Origin of the sequence: Streptococcus mitis (assembly GCF_003942775.1) — a bacterium.
GTDB lineage: Bacteria > Bacillota > Bacilli > Lactobacillales > Streptococcaceae > Streptococcus > Streptococcus mitis_CN.
This window is the reverse complement of record NZ_RJNX01000004.1, coordinates 12,419-31,933: the sequence shown is the minus strand read 5'-3', so window position 1 is coordinate 31,933 and position 19,515 is coordinate 12,419. Positions and strand designations below refer to the sequence as shown.

Below are 19,515 nucleotides of genomic sequence, written 5' to 3'. Positions count from 1 at the left end.
GTATAACTGACACCAGACTGCTAAAAAATTAGCAGTTCTGATGGCTTGCAGTATGCATTCATATAGTTAGGAGATATATGAAAAAGTTATATACTCTTCTCACCACCTGTTTACTACTCCTTTTCGTTACACCGATGCAATCCATCGATGCAGGGGTAGGACATTCTCGAAGTGGTAGCTCTAGCCGTAGTAGCTCCAGTTCAAATGGTAGCCGAAGCCGTTCCAGTAGCAGTAATAGCGGTAGTTCTTCCTACAGAAGTAGCTACAGTTCTGGAGACGGTTCCTATAGTTCGAGTTACTCTGAGCAAGAGTTGTACGGAATTGTAGTCTTTTTAATAGGTGTTTACGTAGTTGTCTTAGTTCTAAAGAATAAAAGTAATCAAAGCTCATCAGAAAAATCCTATAGTAGCGCTACTGTATATAATCCCCAAAACCATCGTCGAGTTGAACACAATACATTAGCTACTAGTCGTGTTAAATATGGCGATCCAAACTTTGATGCCGATGCTTTCGCTTCATGGGTTAAAGAAGTCTATATTCAGTTACAGGCAGCCTGGACTAAAAAGGATTGGAATTTGGCTCGCTCTCTTGAAAGTACCAGCCTTTATTCCCAACATAGTATACAACTCGAAGATCATATCCGGGCGAAAACAACCAATGTTTTAGAAAAAGTCTGTGTTGAAAATGTTCGCATTAAAGATTTCTACGAAAATCCTGATGGTAACGATACCCTTGTTGTGATCTTGTCATCTACACTCAGGGACTATGTCATTGAAGACCAAAGCAAACGTGTCATCGAAGGTGATCCTCAAGAGGACTTGTTTACAGTCTATCAAATGAACTTTATCCGTAAACACGGAAGTCAAACTGAACTAAATGTCAGTGATGAAGCCATCAGTGACCACTGTCCAAACTGTGGTGCCCCATTGAAAATCTCTGCTATCAGTAAATGTGACTATTGCGATGCTGATCTAACACGCAGTCCAAACCAATGGGTACTCAATACCTACGATGTTGTGGATGAAGACGAACTTTATAATTAGGAGGAAATTATGGGATTTATTCGTGCCGCCCTATCTTCAGGGCTTAATAGTTTCAACGATAGCAAATTTAAAGAAGCTATTGTTCTTCCAAATAACCTAACAGCTGATGCCTTGGCCATTAAAGGACAACTTCTTACAAAAGATCCTGACGGCACTTCTAGACAAAGCAACCAAAATACTGGACTTTTAACAGATGGTTCTGTAGTCATTGTTCCACAAGGTTATGTAGCTATTCTTGTCAACAACGGAACCTTCCTTGGCGATGTCTTAGAAGCTGGTAGCCACGAATGGCGTTCTGAAGATAATGCCTGGCTTCTTGAAAAGGGTGGTATAAAGGGTACTTGGGAAAATTTCAAAAACCGCTTCTCTTTTGGTGGTCAAGTCATTACCCAACAGGAAATCATCTTTATCCGTATGCAACCCATCGCAGGTAATAAATTTGGTACTCAAAACGCCGTAGAGTATTTCAGTGAACGCTATCAACAATTGCTCAATATTCGTTTCTACGGCTTGTTTGATATCAAAGTTGCTGATCCAGTCCTATTTTATGTCAGCTCCATCAGTCAACAAATTGAAGATCATAGAGCATTTACCCTGAAAGATATCGCTCAGGGAACTCTCAGACAAAATATCTCTCCTAAAATTGCTATTGCAATCGCCAAATTTACAAACGAAAACCGAGTTGATATCTATAGTCTTAATGCCAATCAAGATACTTTCAACGATCTGGCAAAACAAGAAGTTAACAAGGTATGGACTGGACTTTACGGAATTGAAACAACCAACATCCTGCTTGAAGATTTGAGCTATGACCAAGAAAGCTTAGATATTGTCCGTAAACTTGATAGCGAGCTTGTCGCCATGAAGTACAATACGATTGAGATTGAAGAACGTCGTGCCCGTAACGAAGCTCTCATCGTTGCTGCAAACAATGAAGGCAACGGCAATGGTATGAACATAATTATGGGAATGAATCTGGGACAAACGCTTGGCGGGCAACTCAACCAACAAACTCAAGCTCCTATTCAAAATAATGGGCAAACTGCAAGTAAGAACTTTTACATCGAGGTAGACGGCAAGTATGTTCTCGTAACCAAAGATGAAGAAGGAAATATCGTACCTGTCAACTAACTCAAGTTAATCTGATATTTGAGAATTATTGCGTTTTATGGTACAATAAAGAGTAATAATATTTATTAAAGAGGTAAAAACATGATTGAAGCAAGCAAATTGAAAGCTGGTATGACATTTGAAACTGCAGACGGAAAATTGATCCGCGTTTTGGAAGCTAGCCACCACAAACCAGGTAAAGGGAACACGATCATGCGTATGAAATTGCGTGATGTCCGTACTGGTTCTACATTTGACACAAGCTACCGTCCAGAAGAAAAATTCGAGCAAGCTATTATCGAAACTGTCCCAGCTCAATACTTGTACAAAATGGATGAAACTGCCTACTTCATGAACACTGAAACTTACGACCAATACGAAATCCCAGTCGTAAACGTTGAAAATGAATTGCTTTACATCCTTGAAAACTCTGATGTTAAAATCCAATTCTACGGAACTGAAGTAATCGGTGTAACTGTACCAACTACTGTTGAATTGACAGTAGCTGAAACACAACCATCTATCAAAGGTGCTACTGTTACAGGTTCTGGTAAACCAGCAACTATGGAAACTGGACTTGTTGTTAACGTTCCAGACTTCATCGAAGCTGGACAAAAATTGATCATCAACACTGCAGAAGGAACTTACGTTTCTCGTGCCTAATCTCTAGAAAGAGGTCATTCTATGGGAATTGAAGAACAATTTGGCGAAATCGTTATCGCTCCACGTGTACTTGAAAAAATCATTGCCATCGCAACTGCTAAAGTTGATGGTGTCCACTCATTTTCAAATAAATCCGTATCTGATACCCTATCAAAACTCTCTCTTGGTCGTGGTGTCTACTTAAAAGAAAGCAACGAAGAGCTAACTGCTGACATTTATCTCTATCTTGAGTACGGTGTGAAAGTACCAAAAGTGGCTCTTGCTATTCAAAAAGCAGTCAAAGATGCTGTCCGAGATATGGCTGATGTGGAACTTGCTGCTGTCAACATCCATGTTGCAGGAATCGTTCCAGATAAAACACCAAAACCTGAGTTGAAAGATCTATTTAACGAGGACTTCCTCAATGACTAGTCCATTATTAGAATCTAGACGCGAACTTCGTAAATGCGCTTTTCAAGCTCTTATGAGTCTTGAATTCGGCACAGATATGGAAACAGCTTGTCGCTTTGCTTACACGCATGACCGTGAAGATGCAGATGTGCAAATCCCTGCCTTTCTTCTAAACTTGGTTTCTGGCGTTCAAGCTCAAAAAGACGAGTTGGATAAACAAATCAACCAGCACCTCAAGTCAGGCTGGACAGTTGAACGATTGACCTTGGTCGAAAAAAACTTACTACGCTTGGGTATCTTTGAAATCACATCATTTGATACACCTCAGCTGGTAGCAGTCAATGAAGCCATTGAACTTGCTAAGAATTTTTCAGATCAAAAATCAGCCCGTTTTATCAATGGACTGCTTAGTCAATTTGTAACTGAAGAAAATGAATAATCGAAAGGTGTTTGGTTTTCCAAGCACCTTTTACTTCATCCTTGATACAGAGTAAGAACCACATAAAAACTAGAACTGACTGCCAGTTCTAGTTTTTGCGTATTCTAAAGAATTATACTCAATGAAAATCAAAGAGCAAACTAGGAAGCTAGCCGTAGGTAGCTCAAAACACGGTTTTGAGGTTGTGGATAGAACTGACGAAGTCAGTAACATATATACGGCAAGGCGAAGCTGACGTGGTTTAAATTTGATTTTCTAAGAGTATTAGTATTTTCTAAATCGTTGGTAACGCTCTTCCAACAACGCTTCTAGCGGTTTTTGTGAGAGTATAGATAGCTCAGCTTGGAGTTCTTTTTTGACAGTCTTAATCAGTTCTTTGCTCGAAAGTCCTGCTTCAGAAATCACATTATCCACCACGTTCATTTCTAACAGTTCATGCGAAGTGATTTTCATCAGTTCTGCCGCTTCCATAGCACGACTGCCATCTTTCCATAGAATAGAAGCAAAACCTTCTGGACTGAGAATGGCATAGATAGAATTTTCCAGCATCCAGACACGGTCTGCGACGGCTAGAGCCAGAGCTCCTCCTGAACCACCTTCACCGATAATAATGGCGATAATCGGAACTTTCAGGTCACTCATTTCCATGAGATTGCGAGCGATAGCCTCTCCTTGACCGCGTTCTTCCGCGCCGACACCAGGATAGGCACCTGCAGTATTGATAAAGGTCACAACTGGACGGCCAAACTTTTCAGCCTGTTTCATCAAACGTAGGGCCTTGCGGTAGCCTTCTGGATGTGGTTGTCCAAAATTCCGCTTGAGGTTATCTTGTAAGCTCTTGCCTTTTTGAATACCAACTACTGTTACAGCTTGATCTCCAAGCCAACCAATACCACCAACAACTGCACCATCGTCACGAAAAGAACGGTCACCGTGTAATTGGATAAAGTCATCAAAAATACTTGTCGCAAAGTCCAAGGTTGTCAAGCGACTCTGCTCACGCGCTTCTCTGACTATTTTTGCAATATTCATCTAGGACTCCCTCCGTGCAATCTGACTAGGCTAGCAATCGTATCTGGTAAGTCTCTTCTTTTGACAATAGCATCCACAAAGCCATGTTCCAATAGGAATTCTGCTTTTTGGAAATCCTCAGGCAAGCTTTCACGGACCGTGTTTTCAATCACACGACGCCCAGCAAAACCGACCAAACTCTGTGGTTCAGCCAGAATGATATCACCTTCCATAGCGAAAGAAGCTGTCACACCACCTGTCGTTGGATCTGTCAAAATCGTCAAGTAAAAGAGACCAGCATTTGAATGGCGTTTAACTGCTGCAGAGATCTTGGCCATCTGCATGAGACTCATGATTCCTTCCTGCATACGGGCTCCACCAGAGGCTGTGAAGAGAACAACTGGCAACTGTTCAACAGTCGCATACTCAAACAAGCGAGTGATTTTTTCACCTACAACCGTACCCATAGAAGCCATGATAAAGTTGGAATCCATAATCCCAAGAGCCACAGTCTGGCCTTTTATAAGAGCTGTTCCTGTCACAACGGCTTCATCCAGACCTGTTTTTTCACGCATAGTTGCTAGTTTCTTTTGATAACCAGGGAAATGCAAGGGATCCTTGCTCTCAATCCCTGTAAACAATTCCTTGAAGGTTCCCATATCAATCGTCAAAGCCAAGCGTTCTTGGGCAGAAATACGAAAGGTATAGCTACAATATGGGCAGATACGCTCACTTCCCAGATCCTTCTGATAAATGGTATGCTTACAGCCTGGACACTGGGAGAATAATTCATCTGGAACCTCTGGCTTGGCTTGAGGTTTTTCCCTAACCGAACGATTGGGATTGATTCGAATATACTTATCTTTTTTACTAAATAGAGCCATTGATTCCCCTTTTCGGTTTAAACTCTTGAAGTCATTTTATTCTTTTTCTTGATATTTGGGTAAGAAGGTTTCCATCAAGAAGGAAGTATCGTAATCTCCAGCAATGACATTGCGATCTGAAATGAGGTCAAGCTGGAAATCTGCATTGGTCTGCACCCCTTCAATCTCTAATTCATAGAGGGCACGTTGCATTTTCATCAAGGCATCAAAACGATTTTCACCGTGAACGATGATTTTAGCAATCATACTATCATAATAAGGTGGAATGGTATAACCTGGATAAACTGCTGAATCCACGCGCAAGCCAACTCCACCACTTGGCAGATAGAGATTAGTAATCTTACCTGGACTTGGAGCAAAATTAAAGGCTGGATTTTCTGCATTGATCCGACACTCGATGGCATGACCGCGTAGGACAATATCTTCTTGCTTAACAGACAGAGGCTGACCTGCCGCAATGCGAATTTGTTCCTTAACGATATCCACACCTGAAACAAATTCTGTTACTGGATGTTCCACCTGAACACGAGTATTCATTTCCATGAAATAGAATTTGCCACTGGCTTCATCAAGCAGAAACTCAATGGTCCCTGCATTTTCATAACCAACAGACTCTGCAGCTCGAACAGCAGCAGAACCGATTTCATGGCGCAACGTTTTTCCGATTGCAATCGAAGGACTTTCTTCTAAAACCTTTTGGTTATTCCGTTGAAGAGAACAATCCCGTTCCCCCAAGTGAATCACATGTCCATGCTCATCTCCTAGGATTTGAACCTCAATGTGACGAGCTGGATAGATAACCCGTTCAATGTACATGGCACCATTGCCATAGTTGGCCTTGGCTTCGCTAGAAGCAGTTTCAAAAGCTGAAACGAGGTCTTCTGGTTTTTCAACCTTACGAATCCCTTTACCACCTCCACCTGCTGAAGCCTTGAGCATAACAGGGTAGCCAATTTTTTCAGCAACAATCAAAGCTTCCTCAGAGTTATGCACTTCTCCATCTGAACCTGGAATGACTGGAACACCAGCTTTGATCATCTGAGCACGCGCATTGATTTTGTCTCCCATCATATCCATGACATGACCAGATGGGCCGATAAACTTAATCCCCACCTCTTCACACATGGTTGCAAATTTGGAATTTTCACTGAGAAATCCAAAACCTGGGTGAATGGCTTCCGCCTCAGTCAAGACTGCAGCTGATAGAACCGCATTAATATTGAGATAAGACTCGGTTGGCTTACCAGGGCCAATACAAACTGCTTCATCTGCCAAAAGCGTATGAAGAGCTTCCTTATCAGCAGTTGAATAAACTGCCACCGTCGCAATCCCCAATTCACGCGCCGCACGGATAATACGAACCGCAATTTCACCACGATTGGCAATTAAAATTTTTCGAAACATGGAGAACCTCCTTAGTTCCCTATTGCAAAGGTAAGAGTACCACTAGCTGCAAGCTTGCCATCCACTTCAGCCTTTGCTTCAACCACGGCAATGGTGCCACGACGTTTGACAAAAGTCGCTGTCATAACCAATTGGTCACCTGGTACAACTTGCTTCTTGAACTTAACCTTGTCCATACCAGCGTAAAAGACTAGTTTACCTTTATTTTCAGGTTTTGATAACTCCAAGACACCAGCTGTTTGCGCCAAGGCTTCCATAATCAGAACACCTGGCATGACAGGGTATTGAGGAAAATGACCGTTAAAGAAGGGCTCATTGATAGTCACATTTTTGATGGCAACAATGGTGTCCTCGCTCACTTCCAATACACGGTCTACTAGGAGCATAGGATAACGGTGGGGAAGGGCTTCTTTGATTCCTTGAATATCGATCATTTGATACGTACCAATCCTTTACCAAACTCAACCATTTCTTCGTTAGAAACGAGAATTTCCGTTACCACACCATCCTTAGGAGCTGGGATTTCATTCATGACTTTCATAGCTTCGATGATCACCAATGTTTGACCTTTTTTGACACTATCACCAACTGAAACGAAGGCAGGTTTATCAGGTCCAGCAGCCAAGTAAGCCACCCCAACAAGTGGGCTCTCTACAACATCTCCCTCAGCAGCTACACTTGCTTCAACTGAAGCAGGAACTTCTTCCACTACAGTTTCTACTGGAGCAGATGTTGAAGCTACTGGACTTGGTGTTGCTACAGCAGGCGCAGGAGCGACCTGAGGTGCAACTTCAGGCACAAGTCTAGCTTCATTCTTGCTAAACTGTAACTCATCCGTCCCATTTCTATAAGAAAATTCTCTCAAACTTGATTGGTCAAATTGAGCCATCAAGTCTTTAATATCGTTTAAATTCATAGTTATTTATTCTCCCAACGTTTGAAAGCAAGAACTGCATTGTGGCCACCAAAACCAAAAGTATTTGAAATAGCGTATGGAATTTCTTGCTCCAAGCCTTGTCCATAAACGACATTGGCTTCGATATAATCTGATACTTCACTTGTTCCAGCTGTCATTGGTACAAAGTTATGACGCATAGCCTCGATTGTTACGATAGCTTCTACTGCACCTGCAGCACCCAGCAAATGTCCTGTGAATGATTTGGTTGATGATACAGGCACTTCCTTACCAAGAACAGCTACGATGGCACCACTTTCTCCTTTTTCATTAGCAGGAGTTGACGTTCCGTGAGCATTGACATAGGCTACTTGCTCTGGAGAAATCTCAGCTTCCTCCAAGGCTAGTTTGATGGCTTTGATAGCTCCTTGACCTTCTGGATGAGGAGAAGTCATATGGTAGGCATCACAAGTATTTCCGTAACCAACCACTTCAGCAAGGATAGTAGCCCCACGTTTTTCAGCGTGTTCAAGGCTTTCAAGAACTAACATCCCAGAACCTTCACCCATGACAAAACCATTACGGTCCTTATCAAATGGAATGGAAGCACGAGTTGGGTCCTCTGTAGTTGAGAGAGCAGTTAGGGCTTGGAAACCAGCAATAGCAAAAGGTGTAATAGAAGCTTCTGACCCACCTACCAACATGACATCTTGGAAGCCAAACTTAATTGAACGGAAGGCATCACCAATCGCGTCATTTGATGAAGCGCAGGCAGTATTGATAGATTTACAAACACCGTTTGCTCCAAAACGCATAGCAACATTTCCTGAAGCCATATTTGGCAAGGCTTTTGGAAGGGTCAATGGTTTCAAACGTTTTGGTCCTTTGTCATTTAGGCGAAGCACTTGATCTTCAATTTCCTTGATTCCACCAATACCAGAGGCCACAATAACACCAAAACGATCTTTATCAAGAGCCTCTACATCTAAATTGGCATGATTGACAGCTTCTTGAGCCGCATACAAGGCATATAAAGAATAGTTATCAAAACGATTGGTATCTTTCTTTACAAAGTATTTATCAAAAGGAAAATCTTGGATTTCTGCTGCATTATGAACATCAAAGTCGCTATGATCAAATTTCGTAATTTGACCAATTCCGATTTTTCCAGTTGTCAAACTATTCCAAAATTCTTCTGGTGTATTTCCGATTGGAGATGTTACTCCATAACCTGTTACTACTACGCGATTTAGTTTCATCTTTTTCACCTCTAGCTTCTGCTACATACTTAAGCCACCATCAATGGCAACCACTTGACCAGTTAGATAATCTTGGCCTGCTAAAAATACTGTCAAATCTGCAACCTGCTCCGCTTGTCCAAATTCTTTCATAGGAATTTGAGCCAGCATAGCATCTTTTACCTTGTCTGATAGAACAGCTGTCATATCGGACTCAATCATTCCAGGTGCAATAGCGTTAACCCTGATATTGCGATTGGCCACTTCACGAGCCACAGACTTGGTAAAACCAATCAAACCAGCCTTAGAAGCTGCATAGTTAGCTTGACCGATATTTCCCATCAAACCAACAACACTAGACATATTAATGATAGCACCTTCTCTGGCTTTCATCATCGGTTTCAAGACTGATTGTGTCATGTTAAAGGCACCAGTCAAGTTAACCTTGAGCACTTTTTCAAAATCCGCCTCTGTCATCTTGAGCATAAGGGTATCTTGGGTAATCCCTGCATTATTGACCAAAACATCTACTGAACCCAGCTCTGCAATAGCTTGATCAACCATACGCTTAGCGTCTGCAAAATCTGACACGTCTCCTGATATAGGAACCACCTTGACACCATAGTTTGAAAACTCAGCGAGCAATTCTTCTGAGATTGCCCCACGACTGTTTAAAACAATATTGGCTCCTGCTTGAGCAAACTTGTGGGCGATGGCAAGACCAATTCCACGACTCGAACCTGTAATAAAGATATTTTTATTTTTTAGTTGCATTCTTTTCTCCTGTTTCCTCTTGTATTTATGGGAGAAGGGATTACTTGTTTTCTAGCAAAGTTTCCAAACTAGCCTGATCTTCAACATTGGCTAGTTTAGCGGTCTTATCAATTTTTTTGACAAAGCCTGACAAGACTTTCCCCGGGCCAATCTCGATAAAGTTGGTTACGCCTGCTTCTTGCATAACCGCAATACTTTCATAGAAACGAACTGGTTCCTTGATCTGACGCGTCAAAAGTTGAGCAATGTCTTCTTTTTTCATGACCGTAGCTTCTGTATTGCCGACTAGGGGACAAGTAAAATCTGAAAAACTTACCTGAGCTAGAGTTTCAGCTAGTTTCTGGCTAGCAGGCTCAAGGAGAGCGGTATGAAAAGGTCCTGAAACCTTGAGAGGAATCAAGCGTTTAGCTCCTGCTTCCTGCAAGAGTTCAACAGCTCGGTCAACTGCAGTCACTTCTCCACCAATCACAATTTGTGCAGGTGTATTATAGTTGGCTGGGGTAACTACTCCAAGTTCAGAAGCTTTTCGACAGACTTCTTCAATAACCTCTACTGGCGTATTGAGAACTGCTACCATCTTGCCAGAACCAGCAGGGGCCGCTTCTTCCATATAGGCTCCACGCTTAGCTACCAAGGCTACCGCATCTTCAAAATCTAAGGCACCACTGGCCACCAAGGCAGAATATTCTCCAAGGGACAAACCAGCAACCATATCAGGCTGATAGCCCTTTTCTTGCAATAAACGGTAGATAGCAACTGAAGTTGCTAAAATAGCTGGTTGCGTATAGCGGGTCTGATTGAGTTTTTCTTCTTCTGTATCAATAAGATAACGCAAATCATAACCGAGTACCTGACTCGCTTGATCAATCGTTTCTTTGACAATCGGATACTGATTATAGAGTTCCCGTCCCATACCTAGATACTGGGCACCTTGACCAGCAAATAAAAAGGCTGTTTTAGTCATTTCTTACAACTCCTGCCCAACGAGAGGCTTCTTCTTGAATTTTCTTAGCTGCTCCGTAATACAAATCTTTTAGGATTTCTTCAACGGTTTCTTCTTTGGAAACAAGGCCTGCAATTTGACCTGCCATGACAGAGCCTCCATCCACATCTCCGTGAACAACAGCTTTGGCTAGAGCACCTGCTCCCATTTGTTCAAAGATTTCCAAATCTGGATTTTCTTGTTTAAAGGCATCTTTTTCAGCTTGTTCAAAATCACGAGTCAACTGATTTTTAATCGCACGAACAGCATGTCCAAAGTGTTGAGCTGAAATCGTAGTATCAATATCTCGAGCTTTTAAAATTTTCGCCTTATAATTTGGATGGGCATTAGACTCTTTTGCAACGACAAAACGAGTTCCAACCTGAACAGCCTCTGCACCTAGCATAAAGCCAGCCGCAGCACCTTCACCATCCGCAATCCCTCCTGCAGCAATAACAGGAACAGATACAGCAGCAGCAACCTGACGCACCAAGGTCATAGTTGTTAATTTACCGATATGCCCCCCGGCCTCCATTCCTTCTGCAATAACAGCGTCCGCACCGATTTTTTCCATGCGTTTAGCTAAAGCAACACTAGGCACAACTGGAATAACCGTGATACCAGCAGCATGGAAGCGTTCCATGTACTTGCTTGGATTTCCTGCGCCTGTTGTAACAACCTTAACCCCTTCCTCGATAACGAGGTCTACAATATCTTCCACAAAGGGAGACAAGAGCATAATGTTGACACCAAAGGGTTTATCAGTCAATGATTTGATTTTATCAATATTTGCCTTGACAACTTCTTTAGGGGCATTCCCCCCACCGATAATCCCTAGTCCTCCAGCCTTGGAAACAGCTCCTGCCAAATCACCATCAGCAACCCAAGCCATTCCTCCTTGAAAGATAGGATAATCAATGTTCAATAATTCTGTAATACGCGTTTTCATAGTGCCTCCATCGTTTCTTGCTTACGTAATAGTTCGATATCGTCATAATTTGAAAATCAAACTATTGCCTAAACAAGAGGGAGCGGGTTTCCCTACTCCTTCTATTTATATTCTGCTTATTTTGTTTGCTCTTCAACGTAGGCAACCAAGTCACCAACTGTTTTCAAGTCATCTTCTGCTTCGATTTGGATATCAAAAGCATCTTCAATTTCTGAGATTACTTGGAACAAGTCCAATGAATCTGCGTCCAAGTCATCAAAAGTTGATTCAAGTGTTACTTCTGATGCGTCTTTTCCAAGTTCTTCAACGATAATTTCTTGTACTTTTTCAAATACTGCCATAATAGGACTCCTTTAAAATAAATAGTTTTTTATAACAATGTGTTCACCACATGATTACCTAAATTGTAAGAATGAGTGTGCCCCAGGTCAAGCCTCCACCGAAGCCTGATAGCAGAACAGTCTGGCTACCATCTAAACGGATGAGATCTTGTTCTACACACTCTGAAAGTAAAATCGGGATACTGGCTGCACTGGTATTGCCATATTCCATCATATTGGCTGGAAGTTTGTCTCGGTCGACACCGATTTTCCTAGCCATCTTATCCAAAATACGGTCATTAGCCTGATGAAGTAGCAGATAATCCAAGTCTGTCGCCTCTACAGGAGATTCTTCAATAGTCTGCTTGATAGACTTGGCTACATCCCGAATAGCAAAATCAAAGACTGCGCGTCCATCCATCTTCAAAAATGAATCTGCACTTTCTTGATCTGAAAACGGAGAATGCAAGCCTGAATGTCCATAAGTTAGACACTCGCTACGACTCCCATCACTATTGAGACTCTCTGCCAAGAAATGCTCTTGCTCGCTAGCTTCTAACAAGACACCACCAGCACCATCTCCAAACAAAACAGCTGTTGATCGGTCTGACCAATCGACTGCTTTAGAGAGGGTTTCACTACCAATCACCAAGCCTTTTTGAAAGCGACCAGAAGCGATAAACTTTTCAGCAGTTGAAAGAGCAAATACAAATCCACTACAAGCAGCTGTTAGGTCAAAAGCAAAGGCCTTATTAGCACCAATATTAGCTTGAACACGAGCAGCTGTAGAGGGCATCATCGAATCTGGAGTAATGGTAGCTAGGATGATAAAATCCAACTCCCCTCCTGTGATTCCAGCTTTTGCCATCAGTTTCTTGGCAACTTCTGTAGCCAAATCACTAGTAGATTCTGTTCTTGAAATATGCCTTTGTCGTATTCCCGTCCGACTTGAAATCCACTCATCATTGGTATCCATAATCTGAGCCAAATCATGATTTGTAACCACTTGCTCTGGCACATAATGAGCAACCTGGCTTATTTTTGCAAAAGCCATTATCTCAAATCCTCCAAAAATTGATAAAGATTGGTCAAACCTTTGCTCATAACCTCAATTTCTTGCTTACTCATACCATCAATGATTTTTTCAACCATGGCCTTGTGGAAGCGTTTATGTAGCCTATGAACCAAGCGACCTTTCTTTGTCAAATGCAGATGTACCACACGTCGATCATGTTCTGAACGAATGCGTTCAATGTAACCCTTGCGTTCGAGATTATTCAAACTAGTCGTAACTGTCCCAAGAGTCACCATCAACTCTTTTGACACTTGACTTGGTGTCACATCTGGAACTTTTCCAATCACATCAATCGTATGCATTTCTTTGATGGAGATATCCTTGAAACGACTACCCCTCAAGCTAACTTCCTCAATAACGAGGACATTGTTAAATATAGACGTTAAATATTCATTAATTCGTTGGTAGTCCAATCTTTCCTTCCCTCCTTTTCAAAAAAACTTTTAGAATCAAAACATTTGACAAAAGAATTATATCAAAGTTCAAAGAATGGTGCAAGTATTTTTTTATTTTCCTGTAAATTTAGGTCTTCTTCTTTCCGAATGAGCCCGAACTCCCTCTTTGAAATCCTCTGTTTGAGCTAAGGATTCCTGTAGGTTCAGTTCTAAAGTAGCATAATCTTGCCAATCTTTAAATTGGCTCTCCCACACCAACTTCTTAATGGCAGCATAAGAATTAGCTGACCCGCGTCTCAATTTTTTAAGAAGCTGTTCTCTCGTCTTTTCAAGTTTATCAGCTTCACAGACGCGGTAAACAAGCCCCCACTCCAGAGCTTTTTCTGCGGACAAAGCTTCTCCTGTCATGGCTAATTGAGCAGCACGCGTCACACCAATACTACGACTCAAGAGATGAATCCCACCTGCATCTGGAGCCAAACCAACTCCAACAAAGGCTTGGATAAATTTAGCCTTATCCGTTGCCAGACAGAAATCTGCAGCAACAGCCATATTCGCTGCAGCACCTGCAACAGCCCCATCAACCTCCATCAAGACAGGTTTAGCAATTTGCTTGATTTTATAAGAAATTGTATTGACCAATTCTGCGATTTTCGTTAATGATGGAACATCATCCTCATCTACTGCCCGCTTCATCTCTACTAAATCTCCTCCAACGGAGAATACTTTCCCATTGGCATTAATTAAGATAAAATGCACAGCTGGATCCTTCTCTGCCAGAGTCAGAGCTTCCAAAATCTCCTCACACATAGGAATATGAAAACCATTTGCGACCTCAGGACGATTTAAGGTAAGAATCGCCAAATCCTCTTCAAGCTGATAAATAATATGTTCCATCAGGACTCCTTTTATTTTATAGGCAATTTAAATTATTTTATTTTCAAAGTATATCTTTTTTGAAATCAGAAAGCAAGAAAAAATCAACAGAAAGTGTCTCAGCCGATTGGAAAGGCTCGCTTTATCCTAAAAAGCATCTTATTTTCTTCATTGAAAAAAGCCTTTCTTTCTGCTATAATCGTATAAAATACTTACTTTAGGAGTTCTTATGAAAGTTGTTAAATTTGGAGGTAGCTCACTTGCCTCTGCTGGTCAATTAGAAAAAGTTTTAAACATCGTAAAAAGCGATTCTGAGCGCCGTTTTGTAGTTGTTTCTGCACCTGGGAAACGCAATGCTGAAGATACTAAGGTTACGGATGCCTTGATTAAATACTACCGCAACTATGTTGCTGGTAACGATATTAGCAAGAGCCAAAACTGGATTATCGACCGCTATGCTGCTATGGTTAGTGAACTAGGACTAAAACCTGCTGTTTTAGAAAAAATCTCTAAAAGTATTCGTGCCTTAGCCACTCTTCCTATCGAAGAAAATGAATTTCTCTATGATACTTTCCTAGCAGCCGGTGAAAATAACAATGCTAAATTGATTGCTGCCTACTTTAATCAAAATGGTATCGATGCACGCTATGTACACCCTAGAGAAGCTGGTATTGTGGTCACAAGTGAGCCTGGCCACGCTCGCATCATTCCATCAAGTTATGACAAGATTGAGGAATTGACAAACGCAAATGAAGTCCTTGTCATTCCTGGTTTCTTTGGTGTTACTAAGGAAAATCAAATCTGTACCTTCTCACGTGGAGGCTCTGATATCACTGGTTCTATCATTGCTGCAGGTGTCAAAGCTGACCTCTATGAAAACTTTACGGATGTTGATGGTATCTTTGCAGCCCACCCTGGTATTATCCACCAACCACACTCTATCCCAGAGTTGACCTACCGTGAAATGCGTGAATTGGCCTATGCAGGATTCTCAGTCCTTCATGATGAAGCCCTTCTTCCTGCCTACCGTGGAAAAATCCCTCTCGTTATCAAGAATACCAACAACCCTGACCACCCAGGTACCCGTATCGTTCTAAAACACAGTAGTGATGAATTTCCAGTTGTGGGAATTGCTGGTGACTCAGGCTTTGTCAGCATCAACATGTCTAAATACCTCATGAACCGTGAGGTTGGATTTGGACGCAAGGTTCTGCAAATCCTTGAAGATCTTAATATCGGTTGGGAACATATGCCAACAGGTATCGACGATCTTTCAATTATCCTCCGTTCTCGCGAACTAACTCCTATCAAGGAAGAAGAAATCCTTCGTCAGTTGGTGCAAAAAGCTGAAGTAGATCATGCAGAAATCGAACACGACCTTTCAATCATTATGATTGTTGGAGAAAAGATGAAGAGCCATATCGGAGTAACTGCTACTGCGACACGCGCTTTATCTGAAAATAAAATTAACATCCAGATGATGTCTCAAGGTTCTAGTGAGGTTTCTATCATGTTTGTTGTCCATAAAGACCAAGAAAAAGCAGCTATCAAAGCCCTCTACAATGCCTTTTTCGGTGAAAGCAAGGAAGACTAATCATGGCTCAATCTCTTAACAAAACAGTGCTCCTCAATACCACAGGCACCTCCTACATCTCTATAGCTGGGAAAGTGGGAAAATTCTTGGTCGGGGATCAGGCTCTGGAATTTTATCCAGATGTCAATGTTGAACAATTTATCCAGATTCCTTGGAGCCATATCAACCAGATTGGAGCTAATGTTACTGGTCGCAAAATCAGTCGCCACTTCGAAGTCTTTACTGATCAAGGAAAATTCCTCTTTGCTTCAAAAGACTCAGGTGTCATTCTCAAAATTGCACGCGAAAAACTGGGCAATGACAAGGTCGTCAAACTTCCTACCCTGATTCAGACAATTAGTCAAAAATTTAAAAATCTATTTGCAAAAAAGTAGAAACTTTAGTATAATCATAGCAACGGATAAGTAGGTTATCTTCTTCTTTCAGAAAGTCTGCGGGTGCTGCGAGCAGATAGGAGGGATAGGTGAAATTCTACCGTTAGTAACAATTACATACACAATCAAGTGCACACCTGTGAAGTTGGATGGAACCGTGGCCCTGCCACTCCAACGCTTTGTCAGGTGTGCTTTTTTCATAAAGGAGTTCTTATGTTAGATATCAAACGTATTCGTACAGACTTTGATGCTGTCGCAGAAAAATTGGCTACACGTGGTGTAGATGCTGCTGTCTTGAATGAGATGAAAGAAATCGATGCTAAACGTCGTGATATTTTAGTCAAGGTTGAAACTCTCAAGGCTGAACGTAACACAGTTTCAGCTGAGATTGCCCAAGCTAAGCGCAACAAGGAAAATGCAGATGACAAGATTGCTGCCATGCAAACTCTATCTGCTGAGGTCAAAGCTTTGGATGCTGAATTGGCAGACATCGATGCTAAATTGACAGAATTTACCACTACTCTTCCAAATATTCCAGCTGATAGCGTTCCGGTTGGGGCTGACGAAGATGACAATGTGGAAGTTCGCCGTTGGGGTACTCCACGAGAGTTTGATTTCGAGCCAAAAGCTCACTGGGACCTTGGTGAAGACCTTGATATTCTTGACTGGGAACGAGGTGGTAAAGTGACTGGGGCTCGTTTCCTCTTCTATAAAGGTCTTGGAGCTCGCCTAGAACGTGCTATCTACAACTTTATGCTAGATGAACACGGAAAAGAAGGCTACACTGAAGTCATCACGCCTTACATAGTTAACCACGATTCTATGTTTGGAACTGGTCAATATCCAAAATTCAAGGAAGATACTTTTGAATTGAGCGACAGCAATTATGTCCTTATTCCTACAGCTGAGGTTCCTCTAACAAACTACTACCGTGATGAAATCCTAGACGGCAAAGACCTGCCAATCTACTTCACTGCTATGAGTCCTTCATTCCGTTCTGAGGCTGGTTCAGCTGGTCGTGATACTCGTGGCTTGATTCGTTTGCACCAATTCCACAAGGTTGAAATGGTTAAATTTGCCAAACCAGAAGAATCTTACGAAGAATTGGAAAAAATGACAGCCAACGCTGAAAATATCCTTCAAAAACTTAACCTTCCATACCGTGTCGTTGCTCTCTCTACAGGAGATATGGGCTTCTCAGCTGCGAAAACTTACGACTTGGAAGTTTGGATTCCAGCACAAAATACCTACCGTGAAATCTCAAGCTGTTCAAACACAGAAGATTTCCAAGCCCGTCGTGCCCAAATCCGTTACCGTGATGAAGCAGATGGCAAGGTGAAATTGCTCCATACCTTGAACGGTTCTGGACTTGCAGTTGGACGTACAGTGGCTGCTATTCTTGAAAACTACCAAAATGAAGATGGTTCTGTGACCATCCCAGAAGCACTTCGTCCATACATGGGTGGAGCTGAAGTTATCAAACCATAAAAAATAAGGTTTAGCTATTTCTAGCTAGACCTTTTTCCGTAACCAAATCAGATAAGCTCCCAATACAAATAATAAAATAATTAAGCAAATGGCAGTTTCAGCCAGTACCAGATAATCCAAAAATAGAAGTTTCAAGATTCCCTGAGCCATCTTGAGCGAGGTAGCTGTGATAATGGTTGGGAAAGTGAGGGCTGAGAAGGCCGGTTGAAAACCTTGTTTTAAAATATTGGGTAGGCGAGTCAAAACAAAGAAAAAGAAGGATTGGGAAGATAAAATCATAACGATTAAGAGCCAAGTCGGTAGGCTAGCTCCTCCAACCCGAACCAGGGAAGCCAAGAGTAGAGAGAAGGGAGCACAGTAAATCCCTTCTTGTCCAAGCATGGCTAGTGGGAGTGGATGTTTCTTTAAATCGCTATAAATAAGCGGGTAAAGATAGAAGGTCAAGAGAAAACCAAAACTCAAGGTCGCATAGGCAATTTCGATGATGCCTACAAGAGGATAGGTCAAGGCTGCTACTGCTATCCCCACATAGAGAACCGTCCAGCTAGGAGTCGCATGAACCCTCCGCCCCGGATAGGCAAATTTAATGGTGAAACCAGCAATCAAGAACAAATCCAAGAGAAATGAAAACCACCAGAGTCCTTGAGCAACCAAAGAAAGATAAGGGAAGACGCGAAAGACATAAGTCGATAAAATCATCCCAGCCATGGGAAAGGTGGCCATTCCTGATAAAAGAGGAGGCTTGGTCAATTCTTGCTTGGTTTCCTTCCAATTAAACAGATGCAGAAGCAGAAAGTAAGTCCACAAAATCAAACCTGTCAGACTCAACAGATGGGACAGAATCGGCAACGTATCTAAAATAAGATTTCCAGCTCCTGCCAAACCTAGCAAACAACCAGAAAATACCAAGGGGAGTTTTTTCATCCTAACCTCCAATAATCATGTTAGTTTCAGTATAGCATAAAAGCGCTTAAATGAGGACTTAAAAAATGAAGTCCGATGATTTCAGACTTCATTTTACTCAGATATGAATTAAGCATAAGGTTGCAATTCTGGGTTAATGGGTGTATTGGCTAGATTGTTAGCATAGTTGCAGAGGCTAGCAAGACTAACGCCGAGAACTACATCCAAGGCATTTTGTTGAGTGTATCCAGCTTCTAAAAACTCAGCCAAGGCTTCATCTCCTACACGACCCTTGGTATTGATAACTGCCAAAGTAAACTTAGCTAGGGTGTCTAGTTTTGGATCTGACTCGATTGGAGTGCGATTGCGAAGGGCTTGGAGGAGATTATCATTCATCTGGATTTGTTTGATGGAAAAAGCTGTGTGACCTGCGACGCAGAAAGCACATCCATTGGTTACGGCAGCTGTGATTTGCACCACTTCACGCTCTACTGGTGTTAAGCTATTACGGCGGTTGATGGCTCCGACAGTTCGGTAGGCTTCTAGAGCAGTCGGTGCATTGGCCAAGAGACCGATCAGATTGGGAATATAGCCATTGTTATCTTTTTGTACTGTTTCCAGAACTTCTTTTACTTCTGCTGGTGCTGATTCTACTGTATGGATGATAAATGTTGTCATCATAAAACCTCTTTTCATTTTGTTGAAACC

The 19,515-nt window shown here is 41.9% G+C and carries 23 protein-coding genes; 8 read left to right on the top strand and 15 right to left on the bottom strand.

All coding sequences use genetic code 11. The annotated features are described in order from the left end of the window. Positions 1-77: 77 nt before the first annotated feature. The 5 genes from D8848_RS06545 to nusB all read left to right on the top strand — a co-directional run bounded on the left by D8848_RS06545 (position 78) and on the right by nusB (position 3,645). A complete protein-coding gene (locus tag D8848_RS06545; protein WP_125443528.1) occupies positions 78-1,043 on the top strand; it encodes a zinc-ribbon domain-containing transport protein in 966 nt (321 codons plus the stop codon). A 9-nt stretch (positions 1,044-1,052) separates the two neighbouring features. After that, a complete protein-coding gene (locus D8848_RS06540) occupies positions 1,053-2,174 on the top strand; it encodes an SPFH domain-containing protein (RefSeq protein ID WP_125443527.1) in 1,122 nt (373 codons plus the stop codon). A gap of 81 nt (positions 2,175-2,255) precedes the next feature. Then, positions 2,256-2,816: an elongation factor P gene (efp, locus tag D8848_RS06535; RefSeq protein ID WP_000568643.1), complete on the top strand. Its 561-nt coding sequence runs from the start codon at positions 2,256-2,258 to the stop codon at positions 2,814-2,816. Between the two features lie 21 nt (positions 2,817-2,837). Then, positions 2,838-3,227 (top strand): Asp23/Gls24 family envelope stress response protein, encoded by a 390-nt coding sequence (locus tag D8848_RS06530; protein ID WP_000510575.1) that lies wholly within the window; start codon positions 2,838-2,840, stop codon positions 3,225-3,227. Next, positions 3,220-3,645: a transcription antitermination factor NusB gene (gene nusB, locus D8848_RS06525; RefSeq protein WP_049511552.1), complete on the top strand. Its 426-nt coding sequence runs from the start codon at positions 3,220-3,222 to the stop codon at positions 3,643-3,645. Before D8848_RS06530 ends, nusB begins: the two co-directional genes overlap by 8 nt. A 264-nt stretch (positions 3,646-3,909) precedes the next feature. Here the strand turns inward: nusB and D8848_RS06520 are convergent, their stop codons facing one another. From D8848_RS06520 to D8848_RS06460, 13 genes are all read right to left on the bottom strand, one after another. Beyond that, on the bottom strand, positions 3,910-4,677 hold the full coding sequence (locus D8848_RS06520; protein WP_115904871.1) for an acetyl-CoA carboxylase carboxyl transferase subunit alpha: 768 nt from the start codon (positions 4,675-4,677) through the stop codon (positions 3,910-3,912). Next, positions 4,674-5,540, bottom strand: coding sequence for an acetyl-CoA carboxylase, carboxyltransferase subunit beta (gene accD / locus D8848_RS06515; protein ID WP_125443526.1), 867 nt, complete (start codon positions 5,538-5,540; stop codon positions 4,674-4,676). The genes D8848_RS06520 and accD overlap by 4 nt, the downstream gene beginning before the upstream one ends. Positions 5,541-5,576: 36 nt before the next feature. Beyond that, entirely contained in the window at positions 5,577-6,944 is a 1,368-nt protein-coding gene (accC, locus tag D8848_RS06510; protein ID WP_125443525.1) for an acetyl-CoA carboxylase biotin carboxylase subunit, read from the bottom strand. Between the two features lie 11 nt (positions 6,945-6,955). Continuing rightward, positions 6,956-7,378, bottom strand: a complete 423-nt coding sequence (gene fabZ, locus D8848_RS06505; protein ID WP_000565515.1) for a 3-hydroxyacyl-ACP dehydratase FabZ — start codon at positions 7,376-7,378, stop codon at positions 6,956-6,958. Continuing rightward, entirely contained in the window at positions 7,375-7,860 is a 486-nt protein-coding gene (gene accB / locus D8848_RS06500; RefSeq protein WP_001052238.1) for an acetyl-CoA carboxylase biotin carboxyl carrier protein, read from the bottom strand. Before accB ends, fabZ begins: the two co-directional genes overlap by 4 nt. Before the next feature lie 2 nt (positions 7,861-7,862). Next, complete coding sequence (gene fabF, locus D8848_RS06495) at positions 7,863-9,098, bottom strand: beta-ketoacyl-ACP synthase II (RefSeq protein ID WP_049544789.1); 1,236 nt, start codon at positions 9,096-9,098, stop codon at positions 7,863-7,865. Between the two features lie 21 nt (positions 9,099-9,119). Beyond that, positions 9,120-9,851, bottom strand: coding sequence for a 3-oxoacyl-[acyl-carrier-protein] reductase (gene fabG, locus D8848_RS06490; RefSeq protein WP_001176197.1), 732 nt, complete (start codon positions 9,849-9,851; stop codon positions 9,120-9,122). 40 nt (positions 9,852-9,891) lie between these two features. Then, entirely contained in the window at positions 9,892-10,815 is a 924-nt protein-coding gene (gene fabD / locus D8848_RS06485; protein ID WP_084923682.1) for an ACP S-malonyltransferase, read from the bottom strand. After that, a complete protein-coding gene (gene fabK / locus D8848_RS06480) occupies positions 10,808-11,782 on the bottom strand; it encodes an enoyl-[acyl-carrier-protein] reductase FabK (protein ID WP_084923680.1) in 975 nt (324 codons plus the stop codon). The genes fabD and fabK overlap by 8 nt, the downstream gene beginning before the upstream one ends. A gap of 116 nt (positions 11,783-11,898) precedes the next feature. Next, complete coding sequence (locus D8848_RS06475; RefSeq protein WP_000257838.1) at positions 11,899-12,123, bottom strand: acyl carrier protein; 225 nt, start codon at positions 12,121-12,123, stop codon at positions 11,899-11,901. A gap of 58 nt (positions 12,124-12,181) precedes the next feature. Continuing rightward, a complete protein-coding gene (locus D8848_RS06470; protein WP_084923679.1) occupies positions 12,182-13,156 on the bottom strand; it encodes a beta-ketoacyl-ACP synthase III in 975 nt (324 codons plus the stop codon). Beyond that, positions 13,156-13,590 (bottom strand): fatty acid biosynthesis transcriptional regulator FabT, encoded by a 435-nt coding sequence (gene fabT, locus D8848_RS06465; protein WP_000386355.1) that lies wholly within the window; start codon positions 13,588-13,590, stop codon positions 13,156-13,158. Before fabT ends, D8848_RS06470 begins: the two co-directional genes overlap by 1 nt. A gap of 93 nt (positions 13,591-13,683) precedes the next feature. Continuing rightward, positions 13,684-14,469: an enoyl-CoA hydratase gene (locus tag D8848_RS06460; RefSeq protein ID WP_084923677.1), complete on the bottom strand. Its 786-nt coding sequence runs from the start codon at positions 14,467-14,469 to the stop codon at positions 13,684-13,686. Between the two features lie 208 nt (positions 14,470-14,677). Here D8848_RS06460 and D8848_RS06450 point away from each other — a divergent pair, with 208 nt between their 5' ends. The 3 genes from D8848_RS06450 (at position 14,678) to serS (ending at position 17,904) form a co-directional block, all read left to right on the top strand. Next, positions 14,678-16,042: an aspartate kinase gene (locus D8848_RS06450; protein ID WP_125443524.1), complete on the top strand. Its 1,365-nt coding sequence runs from the start codon at positions 14,678-14,680 to the stop codon at positions 16,040-16,042. A 2-nt stretch (positions 16,043-16,044) separates the two neighbouring features. Next, positions 16,045-16,416 (top strand): DUF956 family protein, encoded by a 372-nt coding sequence (locus tag D8848_RS06445; RefSeq protein ID WP_125443523.1) that lies wholly within the window; start codon positions 16,045-16,047, stop codon positions 16,414-16,416. A gap of 213 nt (positions 16,417-16,629) precedes the next feature. After that, a complete protein-coding gene (gene serS, locus D8848_RS06440) occupies positions 16,630-17,904 on the top strand; it encodes a serine--tRNA ligase (RefSeq protein ID WP_125443522.1) in 1,275 nt (424 codons plus the stop codon). A 24-nt stretch (positions 17,905-17,928) separates the two neighbouring features. Here the strand turns inward: serS and D8848_RS06435 are convergent, their stop codons facing one another. Both D8848_RS06435 and D8848_RS06430 read right to left on the bottom strand, forming a co-directional pair. After that, on the bottom strand, positions 17,929-18,828 hold the full coding sequence (locus D8848_RS06435; RefSeq protein WP_125443521.1) for a TDT family transporter: 900 nt from the start codon (positions 18,826-18,828) through the stop codon (positions 17,929-17,931). A 108-nt stretch (positions 18,829-18,936) separates the two neighbouring features. After that, the gene (locus D8848_RS06430) at positions 18,937-19,485 is read right to left on the bottom strand and encodes a carboxymuconolactone decarboxylase family protein (protein ID WP_125443552.1); all 549 of its coding nucleotides are present in this window, start codon (positions 19,483-19,485) and stop codon (positions 18,937-18,939) included. Positions 19,486-19,515 lie beyond the last annotated feature (30 nt).